This is a genomic window from Nocardia transvalensis, from assembly GCF_015477765.1.
Lineage (GTDB): Bacteria > Actinomycetota > Actinomycetes > Mycobacteriales > Mycobacteriaceae > Nocardia > Nocardia transvalensis_A.
Genome location: NZ_JADLQQ010000011.1, coordinates 157665 through 172351 on the forward strand (window position 1 = coordinate 157665; position 14687 = coordinate 172351).

General features: G+C 66.1%; 16 protein-coding genes. 2 read left to right on the forward strand and 14 right to left on the reverse strand.

Annotated features, from left to right (window positions below):
• Positions 1–99: 99 nt before the first annotated feature.
• From IU452_RS29620 to IU452_RS29675, 12 genes are all read right to left on the reverse strand, one after another.
• Positions 100–588 (reverse strand): h domain protein, encoded by a 489-nt coding sequence (locus tag IU452_RS29620; protein ID WP_195112485.1) that lies wholly within the window; start codon positions 586–588, stop codon positions 100–102.
• On the reverse strand, positions 585–1349 hold the full coding sequence (locus tag IU452_RS29625; protein WP_195112486.1) for a hypothetical protein: 765 nt from the start codon (positions 1347–1349) through the stop codon (positions 585–587). The genes IU452_RS29620 and IU452_RS29625 overlap by 4 nt, the downstream gene beginning before the upstream one ends.
• Positions 1346–2755: an MCE family protein gene (locus IU452_RS29630; protein ID WP_195112487.1), complete on the reverse strand. Its 1410-nt coding sequence runs from the start codon at positions 2753–2755 to the stop codon at positions 1346–1348. Before IU452_RS29630 ends, IU452_RS29625 begins: the two co-directional genes overlap by 4 nt.
• Positions 2752–3984 carry an MCE family protein gene (locus tag IU452_RS29635; RefSeq protein WP_416382385.1) on the reverse strand — a complete coding sequence of 411 codons (1233 nt, stop codon included), beginning with the start codon at positions 3982–3984 and terminating at the stop codon, positions 2752–2754. The genes IU452_RS29630 and IU452_RS29635 overlap by 4 nt, the downstream gene beginning before the upstream one ends.
• Positions 3981–5240, reverse strand: coding sequence for an MCE family protein (locus IU452_RS29640; RefSeq protein ID WP_195112489.1), 1260 nt, complete (start codon positions 5238–5240; stop codon positions 3981–3983). The genes IU452_RS29635 and IU452_RS29640 overlap by 4 nt, the downstream gene beginning before the upstream one ends.
• Positions 5237–6289: an MCE family protein gene (locus tag IU452_RS29645; protein WP_324192890.1), complete on the reverse strand. Its 1053-nt coding sequence runs from the start codon at positions 6287–6289 to the stop codon at positions 5237–5239. The genes IU452_RS29640 and IU452_RS29645 overlap by 4 nt, the downstream gene beginning before the upstream one ends.
• A complete protein-coding gene (locus IU452_RS29650; protein WP_228818965.1) occupies positions 6286–7317 on the reverse strand; it encodes an MCE family protein in 1032 nt (343 codons plus the stop codon). Before IU452_RS29650 ends, IU452_RS29645 begins: the two co-directional genes overlap by 4 nt.
• Positions 7314–8534, reverse strand: a complete 1221-nt coding sequence (locus IU452_RS29655; RefSeq protein ID WP_195112491.1) for an MCE family protein — start codon at positions 8532–8534, stop codon at positions 7314–7316. The genes IU452_RS29650 and IU452_RS29655 overlap by 4 nt, the downstream gene beginning before the upstream one ends.
• A gap of 5 nt (positions 8535–8539) precedes the next feature.
• Positions 8540–9391: an MlaE family ABC transporter permease gene (locus IU452_RS29660; RefSeq protein WP_195112492.1), complete on the reverse strand. Its 852-nt coding sequence runs from the start codon at positions 9389–9391 to the stop codon at positions 8540–8542.
• 4 nt (positions 9392–9395) lie between these two features.
• The gene (locus IU452_RS29665; protein ID WP_195112493.1) at positions 9396–10160 is read right to left on the reverse strand and encodes an MlaE family ABC transporter permease; all 765 of its coding nucleotides are present in this window, start codon (positions 10158–10160) and stop codon (positions 9396–9398) included.
• 280 nt (positions 10161–10440) lie between these two features.
• Complete coding sequence (locus IU452_RS29670) at positions 10441–11346, reverse strand: 3-oxoacyl-ACP reductase (protein WP_195112494.1); 906 nt, start codon at positions 11344–11346, stop codon at positions 10441–10443.
• Positions 11347–11390: 44 nt separating this feature from the next.
• On the reverse strand, positions 11391–11579 hold the full coding sequence (locus IU452_RS29675; RefSeq protein WP_195112495.1) for a ferredoxin: 189 nt from the start codon (positions 11577–11579) through the stop codon (positions 11391–11393).
• Between the two features lie 174 nt (positions 11580–11753).
• Here IU452_RS29675 and IU452_RS29680 point away from each other — a divergent pair, with 174 nt between their 5' ends.
• Positions 11754–12947: an acyl-CoA dehydrogenase family protein gene (locus tag IU452_RS29680; protein ID WP_195112496.1), complete on the forward strand. Its 1194-nt coding sequence runs from the start codon at positions 11754–11756 to the stop codon at positions 12945–12947.
• A 20-nt stretch (positions 12948–12967) separates the two neighbouring features.
• Positions 12968–14074 carry an acyl-CoA dehydrogenase family protein gene (locus IU452_RS29685; protein ID WP_195112497.1) on the forward strand — a complete coding sequence of 369 codons (1107 nt, stop codon included), beginning with the start codon at positions 12968–12970 and terminating at the stop codon, positions 14072–14074.
• A 30-nt stretch (positions 14075–14104) separates the two neighbouring features.
• Here IU452_RS29685 and IU452_RS29690 read toward each other — a convergent pair whose 3' ends face one another.
• Entirely contained in the window at positions 14105–14476 is a 372-nt protein-coding gene (locus IU452_RS29690; protein WP_416382388.1) for a type II toxin-antitoxin system death-on-curing family toxin, read from the reverse strand.
• Entirely contained in the window at positions 14473–14670 is a 198-nt protein-coding gene (locus IU452_RS29695; RefSeq protein ID WP_195112499.1) for a plasmid mobilization protein, read from the reverse strand. Before IU452_RS29695 ends, IU452_RS29690 begins: the two co-directional genes overlap by 4 nt.
• Positions 14671–14687 lie beyond the last annotated feature (17 nt).

Genomic DNA, 14687 nt, shown 5'->3' on the forward strand with positions numbered 1-14687 from the left:
GCCGCACCGACCACCCTGTCCGCCTCGGAACACCGTGACCCGAAGGTATGGGCGGACTCTTAACGGCGGCAGGGCGATCGGCTTAAGGAATCGGCGCAATCAGATCGGAGTCACCTGGGAGACCAGCCAGTGGCCGTCGTCCTTGTCCAGGATCACCCGGACCCGGCTCGGGGTCACCGTGCCCTGGGGAGAATCCTTGCTCGTGGTGATCTGGTTCAGGTACAGCAGCACGACCGCGTGGGAGCGGTCGGCCGACACCACACCGCTGGCCTGGGTGTTGGCCTGAACGTTGAGTTCCTTCTCCTTGGCGCCCTTGACGATGACCTCGTCGACCAGCTTCAGATAGTCCTTGCGGAAGTCGGGGGTGAGATTGTCGCCGACCTTGGGCAGTTCGGTGTCGACGGTGTGGAAGTCATAGCTGAACATGGCCTGGACGGTGCGGCGGGCGGCGGCGACGGAATCGGCGCGGGCCTGTTCTGCCTGCCGGTCCGACCAGACCCGATAGCCGGTGAGGCTGCCCACGACGGCGGCTGTCACGAAAAATACTGCCGCGCAAGCGATCACGATGGCCCGAAGGTGCTTTCTCATGGCACGAACTCCACTCGTGAGGCGGTCAGCTTCCCGTCGTCACCGTGGGTCACCGTGATCCGGAAGCGGTAGTACCGCTGTTGCGGGTCGGCCGCGGCCGCATTGGTCAGCGTCTGTTTGGCGGCCACCAGCACTTGCGCGGAGTAGTCGTCCTCGCTCTCGAGCCCCGCCTCGATGATCTCTCCGCTGGCCCTCACCTTGGCCTGCTGCACGACCTGCGCGTAGGCGTCCTTGCGCGAGGCGTACTCCTCCTTCAACTGGCCCGAGGCGACGGCGAGCACTCGATCGATGTCCTGCTGCGCGGTGTCGTCCTTGATGGTGGTGAGGTTGAGCACCGCCTGCTTCGCGGTCTGGACGTAATCGGCGCGGCGCGCATCGAGTTCCTGCGCGTGCCGCTCGTGATAGACGTAGAAACCCCCGGAACCGAGCAGCAGCAGCGCCGACAGCACCGCGATCGTCGCGGCGGTCCAGCCGAGCCACCCCAGCTTGCGCGCCGATTCGGGCTGCTCGCCCGGCCCGGCGGATTCGCTTGCCGACTCCCCGCTTTCGACCGGCACATCGAGCTTCACCGTGGCTGCGGCCGATTCGACCGCATCGGTAGCCACCGCGGCGTCCGGCTCCTCGACGGCATCGGCCGTCGTGGGGGCGGCATTGCGCTCCACGATCGTCACTTCGGTCGGGTTGTCCGCCGGAGGCCCTGCCGAGCGCATCGCCCGCCGCCGGGTGCGCGATGCGTTCTGCACAGCCTTGGATTCACTCATCGTTGTTGCTCCTCGAGCATCGCCTGCCAGCTCGACGGTACCGTGCCCGAACCGCCGGAACCGACATCACCCTGTCGGTATGTGCGCCCGTCGGGCCCCAGGAACGTCCCGCTGCCGGGATCGTACTGCCTGTTCACGGCCGCCGGATGGGTCTCGGCCGGAGGTGCGGCGGCGGGTTCGCCCGACGGCGCGACCGGCTGCGGCGGCCCGATCCACGGATTGTTCCCCTCCGGAACGTAGCCCCGCGGATCGCGGCACAGTTCCGGTGTCGGCGCCCGTTTGCCCGGCACATCCTGACACGGGAAGTTACGAATACCGCGCACCGATGTGCTCGAGTCCTGGGGGATCTTGCAGTACAGCTCCGGTGTGTCGGGGATGCTGAAGTCGGCCGGCGAACGCCGCTGCTCCGGCGGCAGGAAGCCGGTGATACAGCCCGGCGGGTCGTTGAGCCCGAGCGCAAAATCCACCACGGCACCGTATTTGGCCGGTCCGCGCATGGCGGTGAGCAGGGCCGCGACCAACGGGGGGAATACGACGAGGATCTGTTCCAGCCCGGCGTGATAGGTGACACCGACCTGCCCGACGCTGACCAGGTTCGACAGCAGCAGCGGCAGGGTCGGTTCCAGATCCTGGAAGGTGGAGCTCACCTTCTGCGCCGCCGAGGGGGTCCGTTCGATCAGCTGCCCCAGCGCCGGATCGTGCTGGCGCAGTTGGTCGGTCACGGTCGCCAGATCCCGGGTCCACGATCGGATCGCCGCATCGGACTGGTTCTGGGTGTCCAGCAGCGGCCCGATCTTCTCCAGCAGGTCCTTGGTCTGACCGGTATTCGCCTTGGCCTCCTGCACCAGCAGCGACGCGGAGTCGAGGAACTTCTGCAGATCCGGGCCCGCGCCGTTGAAGGCGACGAACGCATCGTCGATGACCTGCTTCAACTTGGTGTCGGCAACGGTCGACAGCAGCCGATCCGCCTGGTCGAGCATGGCGCCGACATCCTGCGGAAGTTTGGTGCGCTGCACCGGAATCACCGAGCCGTCGGCCAGGTTGCCCCCGCGCGGGGACGGCACGGGCACCAGATCGACGTACTGCTCACCCACAGCGGACACGCTCTTGACATAGGCGTCCACATCGGAGGGCACCTTGTACTTGCTGTCGATGGACAGCTTCGCGTCCACCCCGTCGGGGGTGAGCCGGACATTTTCGACCTTGCCGATATTCGTTCCGCGGTAAGCGACGTTCGCGGTCGGATACAGCCCGCCGGTTGCGCTCAGCTTCACGGTCACCTCGTAGCGGCCGATGCCGAACATCGCCGGGAGATGAATGTAGGTCGCGGACATGACCACCAGGCCGACCAGCGTCAGCACCGAGAAGATGATCAGCTGGGTCCGGACGAACTTGGTGAGCTTCATCGTCCCGGACCTCCTTGCGGCCCTATCGGCACGGTCACCCCGGGAATCGCCGGCAGACCCGGAATCGGCGGCAGCCCCGGAATACTCGGCGTCGGCGGGGGCGGCTGCAGCGGGCCCTGCACGGGATCGCCCTTCTCCCCGGCGGTTCCGGCGAAGGTGCCCAATGCGGCCTCGACACCGTACTTGGCCTGCACACCGCCGAACCGGCCGCCCAGCGGCGTACCGGTGAGGAAGTTCGAGTCCAGCCGGGAACTGGTGACGTCGTAGGTGACGAACAGGTTCATGTAGTCACCGTGGATGGCCTTGTTGATGCCCTTGATCGGGAAGGGGAAGGTGAGCAGGATCTGCAGCGAATTCGCCAATCGATCACCGGTGTCGGCCAACGATTGCAGCGTGGGCCACAGATTGGCCAGATTCGCCTTCAGGTTGTCACCGCCCTCGGCGATCACCCGCTGCACGACCTCGCTCAGATCGCCCAGTGCCGTAATGGTTTTGGTGATGTTCTCGCGGCGGTCGGCGAGCACGGTCAGCGCCGGGTGGATCTTCGTGATGGCCTCGGTCACCCGGTCCTTCTGCTGCGCCAGCTGACCGGCGAACCGGTCCAGCCCGCCCATGGCGGCGACGATATCGGCGGTCTGCTGGTCCAGAGTGGTTGTCAGCTGCGTCAATTGGGGCAACAGGTCGCGAATGGCGTCCTGACGCCCGGTGAAGGTCGCATTCAACTCGCGAGTGATGGTCTCCAACTGGGAAATTCCGCCGCCATTGAGCACCACCGACAGTGACGAGAGTGTCTGCTCGGTGGTCGGGAAGGCCCCGGCCCGGTCCAGGGGTATGAGGTCGCCGTTCTTCAAGCGGCCCTGCGGCTCCACCCCGGGGGGCGCGCCCAGCTCGACGTGGTTACTGCCCAGCAGGCTGGTCTGCCCGATCCGGGCGATCGCGTTGGCGGGCAGCTTCACATCCTTGTCGAGGCTGACCGTGACCAGGGCGTGCCAATTCTCCACCTCGATACCGGTCACCGAGCCGACGGTCACATCGTCGACCTTCACCGGTGAATTACGAGTCAGGGTGGTGACATTCGGCATCTGAATACGCACCTGCCACGAGCCCTCCCCCGTCCCGGCCGCACCGGGCATCGGCAGTGAGTTCAGGCCGTCCCATTGACATCCGGTGACGCCCAACAGCACTGCCAACCCGACGGCCACGGCCGCGATCCGTCTGCGCCCCATCATCGCCCTCCTCCCGGAACCGCAAGCCCGGCAAGACCGTTCGGCACGCTGACGGGAGCACCATTACCGGCTCGTTCGGCGAGCTCCGGCGTGCTGTAGACGAGCTGGTTCGGGAACACCGTCTGATTCGACGCCGGATTCACCAGCAGCGGCGGGTAGTTCATCATCAACGAGTTGAGAACCGGCGCGAGATACTGCTTGCACAGGGCGGCGGATTTGTCGGACTGCTTGGCCGGGTCGTCGATGGCTTCGACGGCACCGCACAGGAAGGCGACCGGATTGGCGAAATTGGTGCCGACGAGGGAACCGGCCAGCGAGCCCTGGGCGGGCTTGTAGATCTGGTAGAAGTTCACCAGGCCCGTCGGCCCCGCATGCAGCACCCGTTCCAGCTCCGGGCGTTTATCGGCCAGCACCTGGGTCACGTCGGTGAGTCGCTGGACCCCCTCGGTCAGCGCCCCGCCGCGCGCGTCCAGGAATCGTTTGACATCGGCGATCGCGGAATCCAGATTGTCCAGTCCCGCACCGAGATCCGACGACACCCCGGCCAGCACCGAGGACACCGAGGCCAGCCGCCCGCCGAACTGCACGATCTGGTCGTTGCTCTTGGACAGGACGTCCACGAATTGCTGCAGGTTACGGATGGTTCCGAACAGGTCGGTCCGCCCGTCGGACAGGGTGTTGAGCGTGTGCGACAGCTCCCGCAGCGTATCGCGCAGCGATTGGGCGTTGCCGTCGCCGAGATTGTTCGCGGCGGTGTCGACGAACCTGCCGAACGAGCCCTGCTTATCCTCGCCGACCGGACCCAGCGCCTGCGACAGCTTGGTCAGTTCGGCCTTGATGTCATCCCATTCCACCGGGACGGCCGTGTGTTCGATCGGGATCTCGCCGTTGTCGTGCATCTTCGGCCCGCCGGTGTAGGCGGGCGCCAGCTGGACGAAGCGCGCCGACACCAGGGAGGGCGAGATGGTAATGGCGCGGGCGTCGGCAGGGATGTCGATGCCGCGATCGACCGTCATCGTCACCTTCACCCGGTCCTTGCCGGGTTCGATCGAGTCGATCCGGCCGACCTTGACCCCGAGCACCTTCACCTCGTCGCCGGCGTAGAGACCGGTGGTGGACGGGAAATACGCGGTGATGTGGGTCTTTCCGATATTGGTGACCGCACCGTAGACGATCCACCCCGCCAGGGCGACCACCAAACCGGCGGCGATGTACCGCGCCCAGCGCGGCACTCCGGCGATCCTGCGTACTGCGTTCATCGCGGCGGCTCCTCTACCGCGGGATTGGTCGTCGGCAGGCCGAAGCTGTCCTGCAATTGCTCCGGCAGGCGCTCCGGCCACACCAGCGCATCGACCAGCGTCCGCAACGGAATGCTCTCGACATTGGACAGATATGCCTGGAAGTACGGGCCGCTGCCGACCTGTTCACCCAGCGCCGCCGCGTAGGGCCCGAGCCGCTCCAGCGCCTTGCCCAGATTGTCCTTGTTGCGCTGCAGCAGTTGCAGCACCGAATTCAGCTTGTCCAGTGCGGGTTTCAGCTGTGCCTCGTTGTCGTTGACGAACCCGGTCAACTGCTGGGCCAGCCCGTTGACGTACACGATCAGCTGACTCAGCGCCGTGCGCCGTGCATTCAGCTCCCCGAGCAGATCGTTGCCGTCGGTCAGCAGCGCATTGATCTGGTTGGCCCGCTCGGAGAGCACCTTGGTGACGTTCTGGGCGTGGCCGAGCAGGTCGGTGAGCGCCTTGTCCCGCGCGTTGAGGCTGCGCGAGAGCTGAGTGACGCCGTCGAGGGCCGACCGCAGCGGCGCCGGGGTGTCGGCGAAGGTCTGCGAGAGCGTGTCGAGGGTCTTGTTGACCTGGTCCAGGTCCAGGCCCTGGACGGTCTTGGTGAGATCGCCGAGTGCGTCGTTGAGCGAATACGGAGAAGTGGTGCGCTCCAACGGGATCGGATCGTTGCGCCGGATGACGCCGTCCCCTTGTGGCACCACCTCGAGCGTCTTGCGACCCAGGATGGTGTTGGTCTTGATGGCGGCGGTGGTCCGGCGCCCCAGCACGATCGACTCGGCGAGGCTGAAGCGCACCAGCACCTTGGCGCCGTCCAGGCGCACCTCGTCGACCCGGCCGGACCGCACCCCCGCGACCTGGACCGGATCGCCCACGACCAGCCCGCCCGCATCGGCGAAGTAGGCGCTGAACTCGGCACCGCTCTTGATGAACGGCAACCGATCGAATTGCAGGGCCGACAACGAGATCGCGACGGCCACGACGAGGCCGACGATGCCGACCGATACCAACTTCGGACCGTTCACGAGGCCGCACACCTTCCGGTCGTCTGGTTGCCCTTGAGGTGCACTTCCATGGGCTTACCGTCGGGGCCGTCGGCGAGCATCAGAACGCCACAGACGTACATATTGAGAAACGATCCATAGGAACCGATCCGGACCAGCTTCTTGTAGGTATCCGGCAACTGCTGCAGGATCCAGTCGATATCGCCCGACTTGTCGTCGAGGTTCTGCGACAGCCGACCCAGCTGGGCGAAGTCCTCCTTGAGATCGGGCCGGGCCTGCCTCAGCAGATCGGTCAGATCACCGGTGGCACCGGCGAGATGCGGAAGCGCCGCCCCGATCGGGTCCTTATCCGCCGCCAATCCGCTGACCAGTCGTTGTAGCTCGGTGAGTGTGGTGTCGAATTCCCGGCCGCGGTCATCGATGGTGGACAGCACGGTCTTCAGGTTCTCGATCACGCTGCCGATCAGGGCATCTCGATCGGCCAGGGTCTTGGTGAACGAACCGGAACTGTTCAGCAGCTGCACCAGCGCACCGCCCTGCCCTTGGAAGACCTGCAGCAGCGCACCGGTCAGGTCGTTCACCTGGGCCGGGTCCAGACCGCGCAGCAGCGGCTTGAAACCACCGAGCAGCAGGTCCAGATCCAGTGCGGGCTTGGTCTTGTCGGTGCCGATGGTGCCGCCCTTCGGGAGGGTCGTGGCGGTGCCGGGCCCCTCCAGCAACTCCATGTACCGATCGCCGACGAGGTTCTCGTAGCGGATGGCCGCGCGGGTACTGGCGTAGAGCTTGTACTCGGTGTCGACCTCGAAATCGACGTGGGCGAGATGGTCCTTGCCGACGTAGACCCGTTTCACGGCCCCGACCGGTACCCCCGCGATGCGGACCTTCGAGCCGGGCAGCATGCCCGAGGAGTTGGTGAACACCGCGTGGTATCCGGTCTCGCGGGAGAACCGCATCTGACTGAAAATCACGCCGAGCAGGGCGAGCACGAGCACCATGACCAGCGTGAAGATCGACAGCTTCACGGTCGAGGCGTGCGGTTTGATCCTCATGGGTTGGGCACCCCCGGCAGTCCGGCGAACATCAGCTGGAACACCCTGGGCCCGTTGAGATGTGCCTGCAACTCCGGCGTCCACACCTCACCCTGGGAGGTGTCGGTGACCAGATAGTTGGCGTGGCTGCCCGGCACCCGGTCCTTGATGCCCTCGCAGTGTGGTCCACCGGTGGCGTTCACCTTGGGCAGGTCCTGCGGATATTTGTAGGGCTCGCCGCCCGGCATGAAACCCGCGTTCAGCAGCACGCCGGAACCGCTGCTGCCGCCGAAGACCTCGTCCATCTCCTGCAGCCGCGAGCCGAGTCCCTCGACCACGCAGTTCAGCGCCGACCGGTACTCGTAGAGCAGAGAGGTCGTGGGCCGCAGCAGATCCAGCGCGGTCACCAGCGGCTGTTCGTTGTAGGTGAGGATCGGCCGGGTGGTGTCGGCCAGGCCGATGAGGTTCACCAGCATGGCGTCGAAATTGTGTTCCTGCGCCACGATCGTCGCGCTGGTCGTCGTCGCGTTGTCGGTGGTACGCAACAGATCCGGCACCGTATCGGCGTACAGGTTCGTCACCCCCACCGAGGTCTGCAGATCGCGCTGCAGATCCGGCAGGCTCGGATTGATATCGCGCAGATACTGATCCGTGTCGGCGAGCAGCTGCCCGATCTTCTCTCCCCGGCCCTGCAGCGCGGTGCCCAGCGCCGTCAGGGTCGCGTTCAACTTCTCCGGGGCGATCTTCGCCAGCACATCGGACAGGTGCTGGAACAGGGTGTTGAACTCGACGGTCACCGATTGCGCATTCACCGTCACGCCGGGGCTGAGATGCTGCTTCGAGGGGCGGGCGGGAACGACGAAGTTCACGTACTTGGCGCCGAATACCGTGGTGGAGCGGATATCCACGCCCACATTCGCCGGGAGCATCTTCAGCTGTTCCGGATCGACCGCCAACCGCAGCCGGGCATTGTCGCCGGTGTAGGAAATCGACTTCACCCGGCCGATCTCCACGCCGCGCAGCTTGACCTTGGCATCGGGGTCCAGCACCAGGCCCGCGCGGGGAGCATCGATATAGAGGACCTCGGTCGATTTGAACCCGCCCGCGAACATCGTCAGCGCGACCGCGACGACCGCGGCCAGGCTCAGCACCATTGCCAATCCGGCCAGCTTGACGCCCCACCCAGCGCCGAAAATCCTCCCGGCGCCGTCCTTTTCGACCAGTGTGTTTGCCGCCATACCGCCTACCCGGAGAGATGGAAATTGCCGGAGGTGCCGTAGATGGCCAGCGAGACCAGCAGGGTCACGGTCACCACCGCGACCAGTGAGGCACGCACCGCATTGCCCACCGCCACGCCGACACCGACCGGGCCGCCGGTGGCGTGGTAGCCGTAGTACGTGTGGATCATCATGACCGCCAGGGCCATGAAGATCGCCTGCACGAACGACCAGAGGATGTCACTGGGAATCAGGAACGTCGAGAAGTAGTGGTCGTAGACGCCCGCCGACTGCCCGTAGATCACCACCGTCGCGAACCGGCTGGCCACGAACGAGGCGATCACCGCCAGCGCGTACAGCGGCACGATCGCGATCATGCCGGCCAGCACCCGGGTGCCGACCAGGAACGGGACCGGCCGGATCGCCATCGACTCGAGCGCGTCGATCTCCTCGGCCACCCGCATCGCGCCCAGCTGCGCGGTCGAGCCGGCGCCGATGGTGGCGGCCAGGCCGATGCCGGAGATCACCGGCGCGGCGATGCGGACGTTGATGAACGCCGCGAAGAAGCCGGTCAGTGCCTCCACACCGATATTGCCCAGCGAGCTGTAACCCTGCACCGCGATGGTGCCGCCGGCGAACAGGGTCAGAAAGCCCACGATCACCACGGTGCCGCCGATCACCGCCAGCGCCCCGGTGCCCATGCTGATCTCCGCGATCAGCCGGATCGTCTCGGTGCGATAGTGGGTCAGCGCACGAGGCACCGACGCCAGTGACTGTGCGTAGAAAAGGGCATGTCTTCCGACATTGTCGAGCGAGTCGGACATCCGGCGCACGCGTCGAACAGTACGCGGGAACCGGGATTCGATCACGAAAGCCATACCGTCACCGAGCCGTGAACTTGATCCCAACGGCGGTGACTACGACATTGACCACGAACAGGGCCATGAAGGAGAACACCACCGTCTGATTGACCGCATCGCCGACGCTCTTCGGTCCGCCCCGCACGTTCAGCCCCAGGTAGCAGGCCATCAACCCGGCTACCAGACCGAACAGGGTGGCCTTGACCTCGGAGATGACCAGCTCCGGCAGATGCGTCAGCAGCGTGATGCCGTTCACGAACGAGCCGGGGTTGACCCCCTGCAGGAAGACCGAGAACAGGAAGCCGCCGACGATGCCGATCGTGCACACCAGGCCGTTGAGCAGGGCGGCGACGAACATCGAGGCGAGCACCCGCGGTACCACCAGCCGCTGTATCGGGTCGATGCCCAGCACCCGCATGGCGTCGATCTCCTCGCGGATGGTGCGGGCGCCCAGATCCGCGCAGATGGCGGTGGCACCGGCACCGGCGACGATCAGCACGGTCACGATCGGCCCGACCTGCGTCACCGCGCCGAACGCCGCGCCCGCGCCGGACAGGTCCGCCGCGCCGATCTCGCGCAGCAGAATATTGAGCGTGAAGCTCACCAGGACGGTGAAGGGGATGGCGACCAGCAGGGTCGGAATGATCGAAACGCGGGCGACGAACCAGGACTGGTCGATGAATTCGCGTCGTTGAAAGGGAGGCCGAACGGCGGCGCGTGCGGTGGCAGCGGTGAGTTCGAAGAACCCGCCGACCGCTCGCAACGGCACGGCAAGAACCTCGTTCATCCGCGATCCTCCTTGCCTGCCTTACGGTACAGCCTGCGACGGCGGACCTCGCGAAGCCCCACCCGCCGGAAAGATTAGAACACGTTCACCACGGTCGACATAGGCACTTTGACTATTTTTGAACTGCTCTTTTCTTCCGGAACTCGCACCGGAAGATAGAACGTGTTCATAGCGCATGCGAATCGCCTTTGTGAGGCAACGCACATACCGACCCCCATGTCTACCAACTGCTGGACCACTGATCAACCGATAGTCGCAGCCAGTGGACTCGGGACGCGACTCAACCCAGATCGTGCAGCGAGGATGCGGAAAACGTACGCCCGGACGGGCGTTCGGCGAAGTAGTCGCCCAGCGTGTCGGCCAGCTCGGCCGGTGACCACTCGGCGCCGTCGGCGTCGAAGCGCCGCTCGACCTCCGGCGCGGCCATCAGCGCGACCATCGGTCCGTAGACCACGAAGACCTGTCCGCTGATCGCCTCGGCGGCCGGTGCGGCCAGATACGCGACCAATCGCGCGACATGATCGGGCGAGAGCGGGTCGGGGCCGTCCTGGGGCGCGGCCGAGAACACCTTCTCGGTCATGGCCGTGCGCGCCCGGGGGCAGATGGCGTTGGCGCGCACGCCGTAGCGGGCCAGGCTACGCGCGGCCGACAGCGTCAGCGCGGTGATCCCGGCCTTGGCCGCCGCATAGTTCGGCTGGCCCTCCGGACCGAGCAGACCCGCCTCCGAGGAGGTGTTGATCAGCCGCCCATACACCGGGCCGCCCGACTGCTTGGACCTACCGCGCCAGTAGGCGGCGGCATTGCGGGAGAGCAGGAAGTGCCCGCGCAGATGGACCGCGATGACCGCATCCCAGTCCTCGTCGGACAGATTGAAAAGCATCCGGTCCCGGACGATTCCGGCGTTGTTCACGACGATGTCGACCCCGCCGAACGCCTCGTCGGCGGTCCGGATCAGGGCATCGGCCGTGGCGCGCTCGGCCACGCTGCCCGCGACGAATTCGGCCTTCGCGCCGAGCGCCCGGATGTCGGCCAGCGTCGCCGCGACCGTCTCGTTGTCGGCCAGGTCGTTGACGACCACCGCGGCGCCGGCACGAGCCAGCGCGAGCGCCTCGGCCCGCCCCAGCCCGGCACCGGCTCCGGTCACAATCGCCACTCGACCGGACAGACTCAGTTCGTTATCGCCCACGCCGCGACTCTAGAACGTGTTTCAGTTCACTGGCAAGAGCCGGTTCACTCGAGCCGCAGCGCCGCCTTGGGACATTGCGCGACGGCGGTCTGCACATCGTCCAGCCGATCCGCGGGCACCTCGGACACCGCGAGGTGCAGCTGATCCTCGTCGTCGAGTTCAAAGACGTCCGGGGCGATTCCGACACAGATTCCGTTCGCCTCGCACTGGTCGAAATCCACACTGAGCTTCATCGATGACTCCTTTGCCGCAGGTATCGCGAGACTAACAAGGCCCCACCGGCCGCCGCGACGGAAACGGCCGGATTCCAGTCCCATACTGGAACATGTTTCACTCGGTATGCAATGATCGGGACAACCGCCCGGCCCATGTCGGCTGGCTATCGAACAAAGTAAGAGGTAAGCGCGATGCGGATTGCCTATACCCCGCAACAGGAGCAGCTGCGGGCCGAGCTGCGCGAGTATTTCGCCAGGCTGATCACCCCCGAGCGCCGGGAGGCCCTGAGCGCGCAGACCGGGGAGTACGGCCACGGGAACGTCTACCGCGAAATCGTGCAGGAGATGGGGCGCGACGGCTGGCTCGCACTGGGCTGGCCGACGGAGTACGGCGGGCAGGACCGGCCGATGCTCGATCAGCTGATCTTCACCGACGAGGCGGCCGTCGCCGGGGCACCGGTGCCGTTCCTGACCATCAACTCGGTGGCGCCGACGATCATGCACTACGGCACGGAGGAGCAGAAGAAGTTCTTCCTGCCCAAGATCGCGGCCGGGGAGCTGCACTTCTCCATCGGCTATTCGGAACCGGGCGCGGGAACCGACCTCGCATCGCTGCGCACCACCGCGGTCCGTGACGGCGACGAGTGGATCATCAACGGCCAGAAGATGTGGACCAGCCTGATCCAGTACGCCGACTACGTCTGGCTGGCCGCGCGCACCGATCCGAATGCCAAGAAGCACAAGGGCATCAGCATGTTCATCGTGCCGACGACGGCCGAGGGATTCTCCTGGACGCCGGTGCACACCATGGCCGGGCCGGATACCAGTGCCACCTACTACCAGGATGTGCGGGTGCCCGCGTCGGCGATGGTCGGACCGGAGAACGGCGGCTGGGCGCTGGTCACCAATCAGCTCAACCACGAGCGGGTGGCGCTCACCTCGGCGGCTCCGCTGCAGTTGGCGCTGGCGCAGACGATCGACTGGGCCCGCGACAGCAAGGATTCCAACGGCGCCCGGGTGATCGACAGCGAATGGGTGCGCATCAATCTGGCTCGGGTGCACGCCAAGGTGGAGTATCTGAAGCTGCTCAACTGGGAGATCGCCGCCCGCGCCGATGGCGGTAGCGATGCCTCGCCGCGGCCGTGGGACGCTTCGACCTGCAAGGTGCTGGGCACCGAACTGGCCACCGAGGCCTATCGGCTGCTGATGGAGGTGCTGGGGCCGCAGGCCTATCTGCGCCAGGACTCGCCGGGTGCCGCGCTGCGCGGGCGGCTCGAGCGCATGCATCGCGCCTGCCTGATCCTGACCTTCGGCGGCGGCACCAACGAGGTGCAGCGCGACATCATCGCCATGACCGCCCTGAAGCAACCCGCCGCCGCGCGCTGACCGAAAGCCGAGTATCAACCATGGATTTCACCGCAACCGAAGCGCAGCAGGATCTGGCCCGCCTGACCGGCGAGGTGTGCGAGAAGCTGGTCACCCCGGACCGGCTGCGCGAACTCGACAGGGCCGAGGTCCGCTTCGACGAACCGCTGTGGCGGTCACTGGCCGAAACCGGCGTCCTGGCGGCCACTTTGCCGGAGAGCGTGGGCGGCAGCGACCTGAGCGTGCTCGAGCAGACGGCGATCCTGCGCGAGCTGGGCAAGTCCGTGGCGGCCGTCCCCTACCTGTGGTCGATCGTGCTGGGCGCGGGTGCGCTGGCGGAGTTCGGCTCGGCGGCGCAGCGCGAGCTCGCCGCGAAAGCCGGTGCGGGCGAAGCCATTCTGACCGTGGCGCTATCCGAGGAACGCAACTGGGAACCCGCGCATCCCACCACGACGGCCACCGACGACGGCAATAGCTGGAAGCTGGTCGGGGCGAAGACGATCGTGCCGTTCGCCGCACAGGCCGACCGAATCCTGGTGCCCGCCACGGCCTCCGGCTCGCCCGCGGTATTCCTGATCGATCCGTCCCACCCCAGTGTTCGCGTATCACCGCAGCAGGTGGTCGACCGCGCCCCGGACGGCGAACTCGAATTCGACCGCACCCCAGCGGAATTGATGGGCACGATCGAATCCGGCACCGAGATTCTGGACTGGCTGCTGCAGCGCGGCTGGCTGGGCCTGGCGGCGCAGCAGCTCGGCACCCTGGAGCGCGCCCTCGACCTGGTCGCCGAATATGGCCGCGAGCGTGAACAATTCGGCCGCAAGATCGGCGGCTTCCAGGCCGTGGCCCAGCGACTGGCCGATGGCTACATCGATCTGCAGGGCCTGCGCCTAGCGGTCACCCAGGCCGCGTGGCGCCTGTCGGAGGGCCTGCCCGCCGCCCAGCAGACCCACACCGCCAAGTTCTGGGCCGCCGAGGCCGGCCATCACATCGCCCACACCGTCGTCCACGTCCACGGCGGCGTAGGCATCGACCGCGACCACATAGTCCACAACTACTTCACCGCAGCCAAACACAACGAATTCGCCCTCGGCACCGCCACCGACCATCTCCGATCCCTGGGCACCCTCCTGGCCGACACCCACTGACCACCCGCTCGCCGATGAGGTTCGAGGGCGTCAACCCTCGAACCTCATCAGTCTCTGCGCAATGGCAGGAACATCGAGAGAACCCTCCCAGACATCGAAGACGAAGCGTTCTGCCTCGTCGACATCGAATGCCGCATCCAGACGGTGGCCGTTCAGATGTAAGAAGACCCAGGTGGCATACCAGGCGAGGCGCTTGTTGCCGTCTACCAGCCCATGGTTTCGGGCGATAGATTCCATCAGGGCAGCGGCCTTCTGCCACACATCCGGATAGGCATCCTGGCCGAAGACGCTGGCCTGCGGGCGGGCGAGCGCGGAGTCGAGTAGACCGTAGTCCCTGACCTCCGGAGTACCGAGTCGCTCTGCAAGATTGAGCAGTTCTTGCAGAGTCAGGTACTGCATCAGGCCAATCTCCGATTCAGCTCCTCACTGACTCGTAGCACATGTTCGGCCGCCTCGTTGAACAGGCGGGACCGCTCGTTGATCGCGGTGATGACGGCATCGTGCACGAACGATTGCATGCTTACCCCCTCGGCTTCGGCACGCTCACGCAAGGCCTTCAGCTCTTCCTCGGTGAACCTGACGTTGAGACCTGCCATGACGTAATGGTACCGCA

Bases quoted from the DNA above. Each gene is read 5' to 3' on its own strand.
- IU452_RS29695 (WP_195112499.1), bottom strand. From the start codon at position 14,670: ATGGCAGGTCTCAACGTCAGGTTCACCGAGGAAGAGCTGAAGGCCTTG.
- IU452_RS29630 (WP_195112487.1), bottom strand. From the start codon at position 2,755: ATGAAGCTCACCAAGTTCGTCCGGACCCAGCTGATCATCTTCTCGGTG.
- IU452_RS29620 (WP_195112485.1), bottom strand. From the start codon at position 588: ATGAGAAAGCACCTTCGGGCCATCGTGATCGCTTGCGCGGCAGTATTT.
- IU452_RS29655 (WP_195112491.1), bottom strand. From the start codon at position 8,534: ATGGCGGCAAACACACTGGTCGAAAAGGACGGCGCCGGGAGGATTTTC.
- IU452_RS29675 (WP_195112495.1), bottom strand. From the start codon at position 11,579: ATGAAGCTCAGTGTGGATTTCGACCAGTGCGAGGCGAACGGAATCTGT.
- IU452_RS29660 (WP_195112492.1), bottom strand. From the start codon at position 9,391: ATGGCTTTCGTGATCGAATCCCGGTTCCCGCGTACTGTTCGACGCGTG.
- IU452_RS29680 (WP_195112496.1), top strand. From the start codon at position 11,754: ATGCGGATTGCCTATACCCCGCAACAGGAGCAGCTGCGGGCCGAGCTG.
- IU452_RS29635 (WP_416382385.1), bottom strand. From the start codon at position 3,984: ATGATGGGGCGCAGACGGATCGCGGCCGTGGCCGTCGGGTTGGCAGTG.
- IU452_RS29640 (WP_195112489.1), bottom strand. From the start codon at position 5,240: ATGAACGCAGTACGCAGGATCGCCGGAGTGCCGCGCTGGGCGCGGTAC.
- IU452_RS29625 (WP_195112486.1), bottom strand. From the start codon at position 1,349: ATGAGTGAATCCAAGGCTGTGCAGAACGCATCGCGCACCCGGCGGCGG.
- IU452_RS29685 (WP_195112497.1), top strand. From the start codon at position 12,968: ATGGATTTCACCGCAACCGAAGCGCAGCAGGATCTGGCCCGCCTGACC.
- IU452_RS29665 (WP_195112493.1), bottom strand. From the start codon at position 10,160: ATGAACGAGGTTCTTGCCGTGCCGTTGCGAGCGGTCGGCGGGTTCTTC.
- IU452_RS29650 (WP_228818965.1), bottom strand. From the start codon at position 7,317: ATGAGGATCAAACCGCACGCCTCGACCGTGAAGCTGTCGATCTTCACG.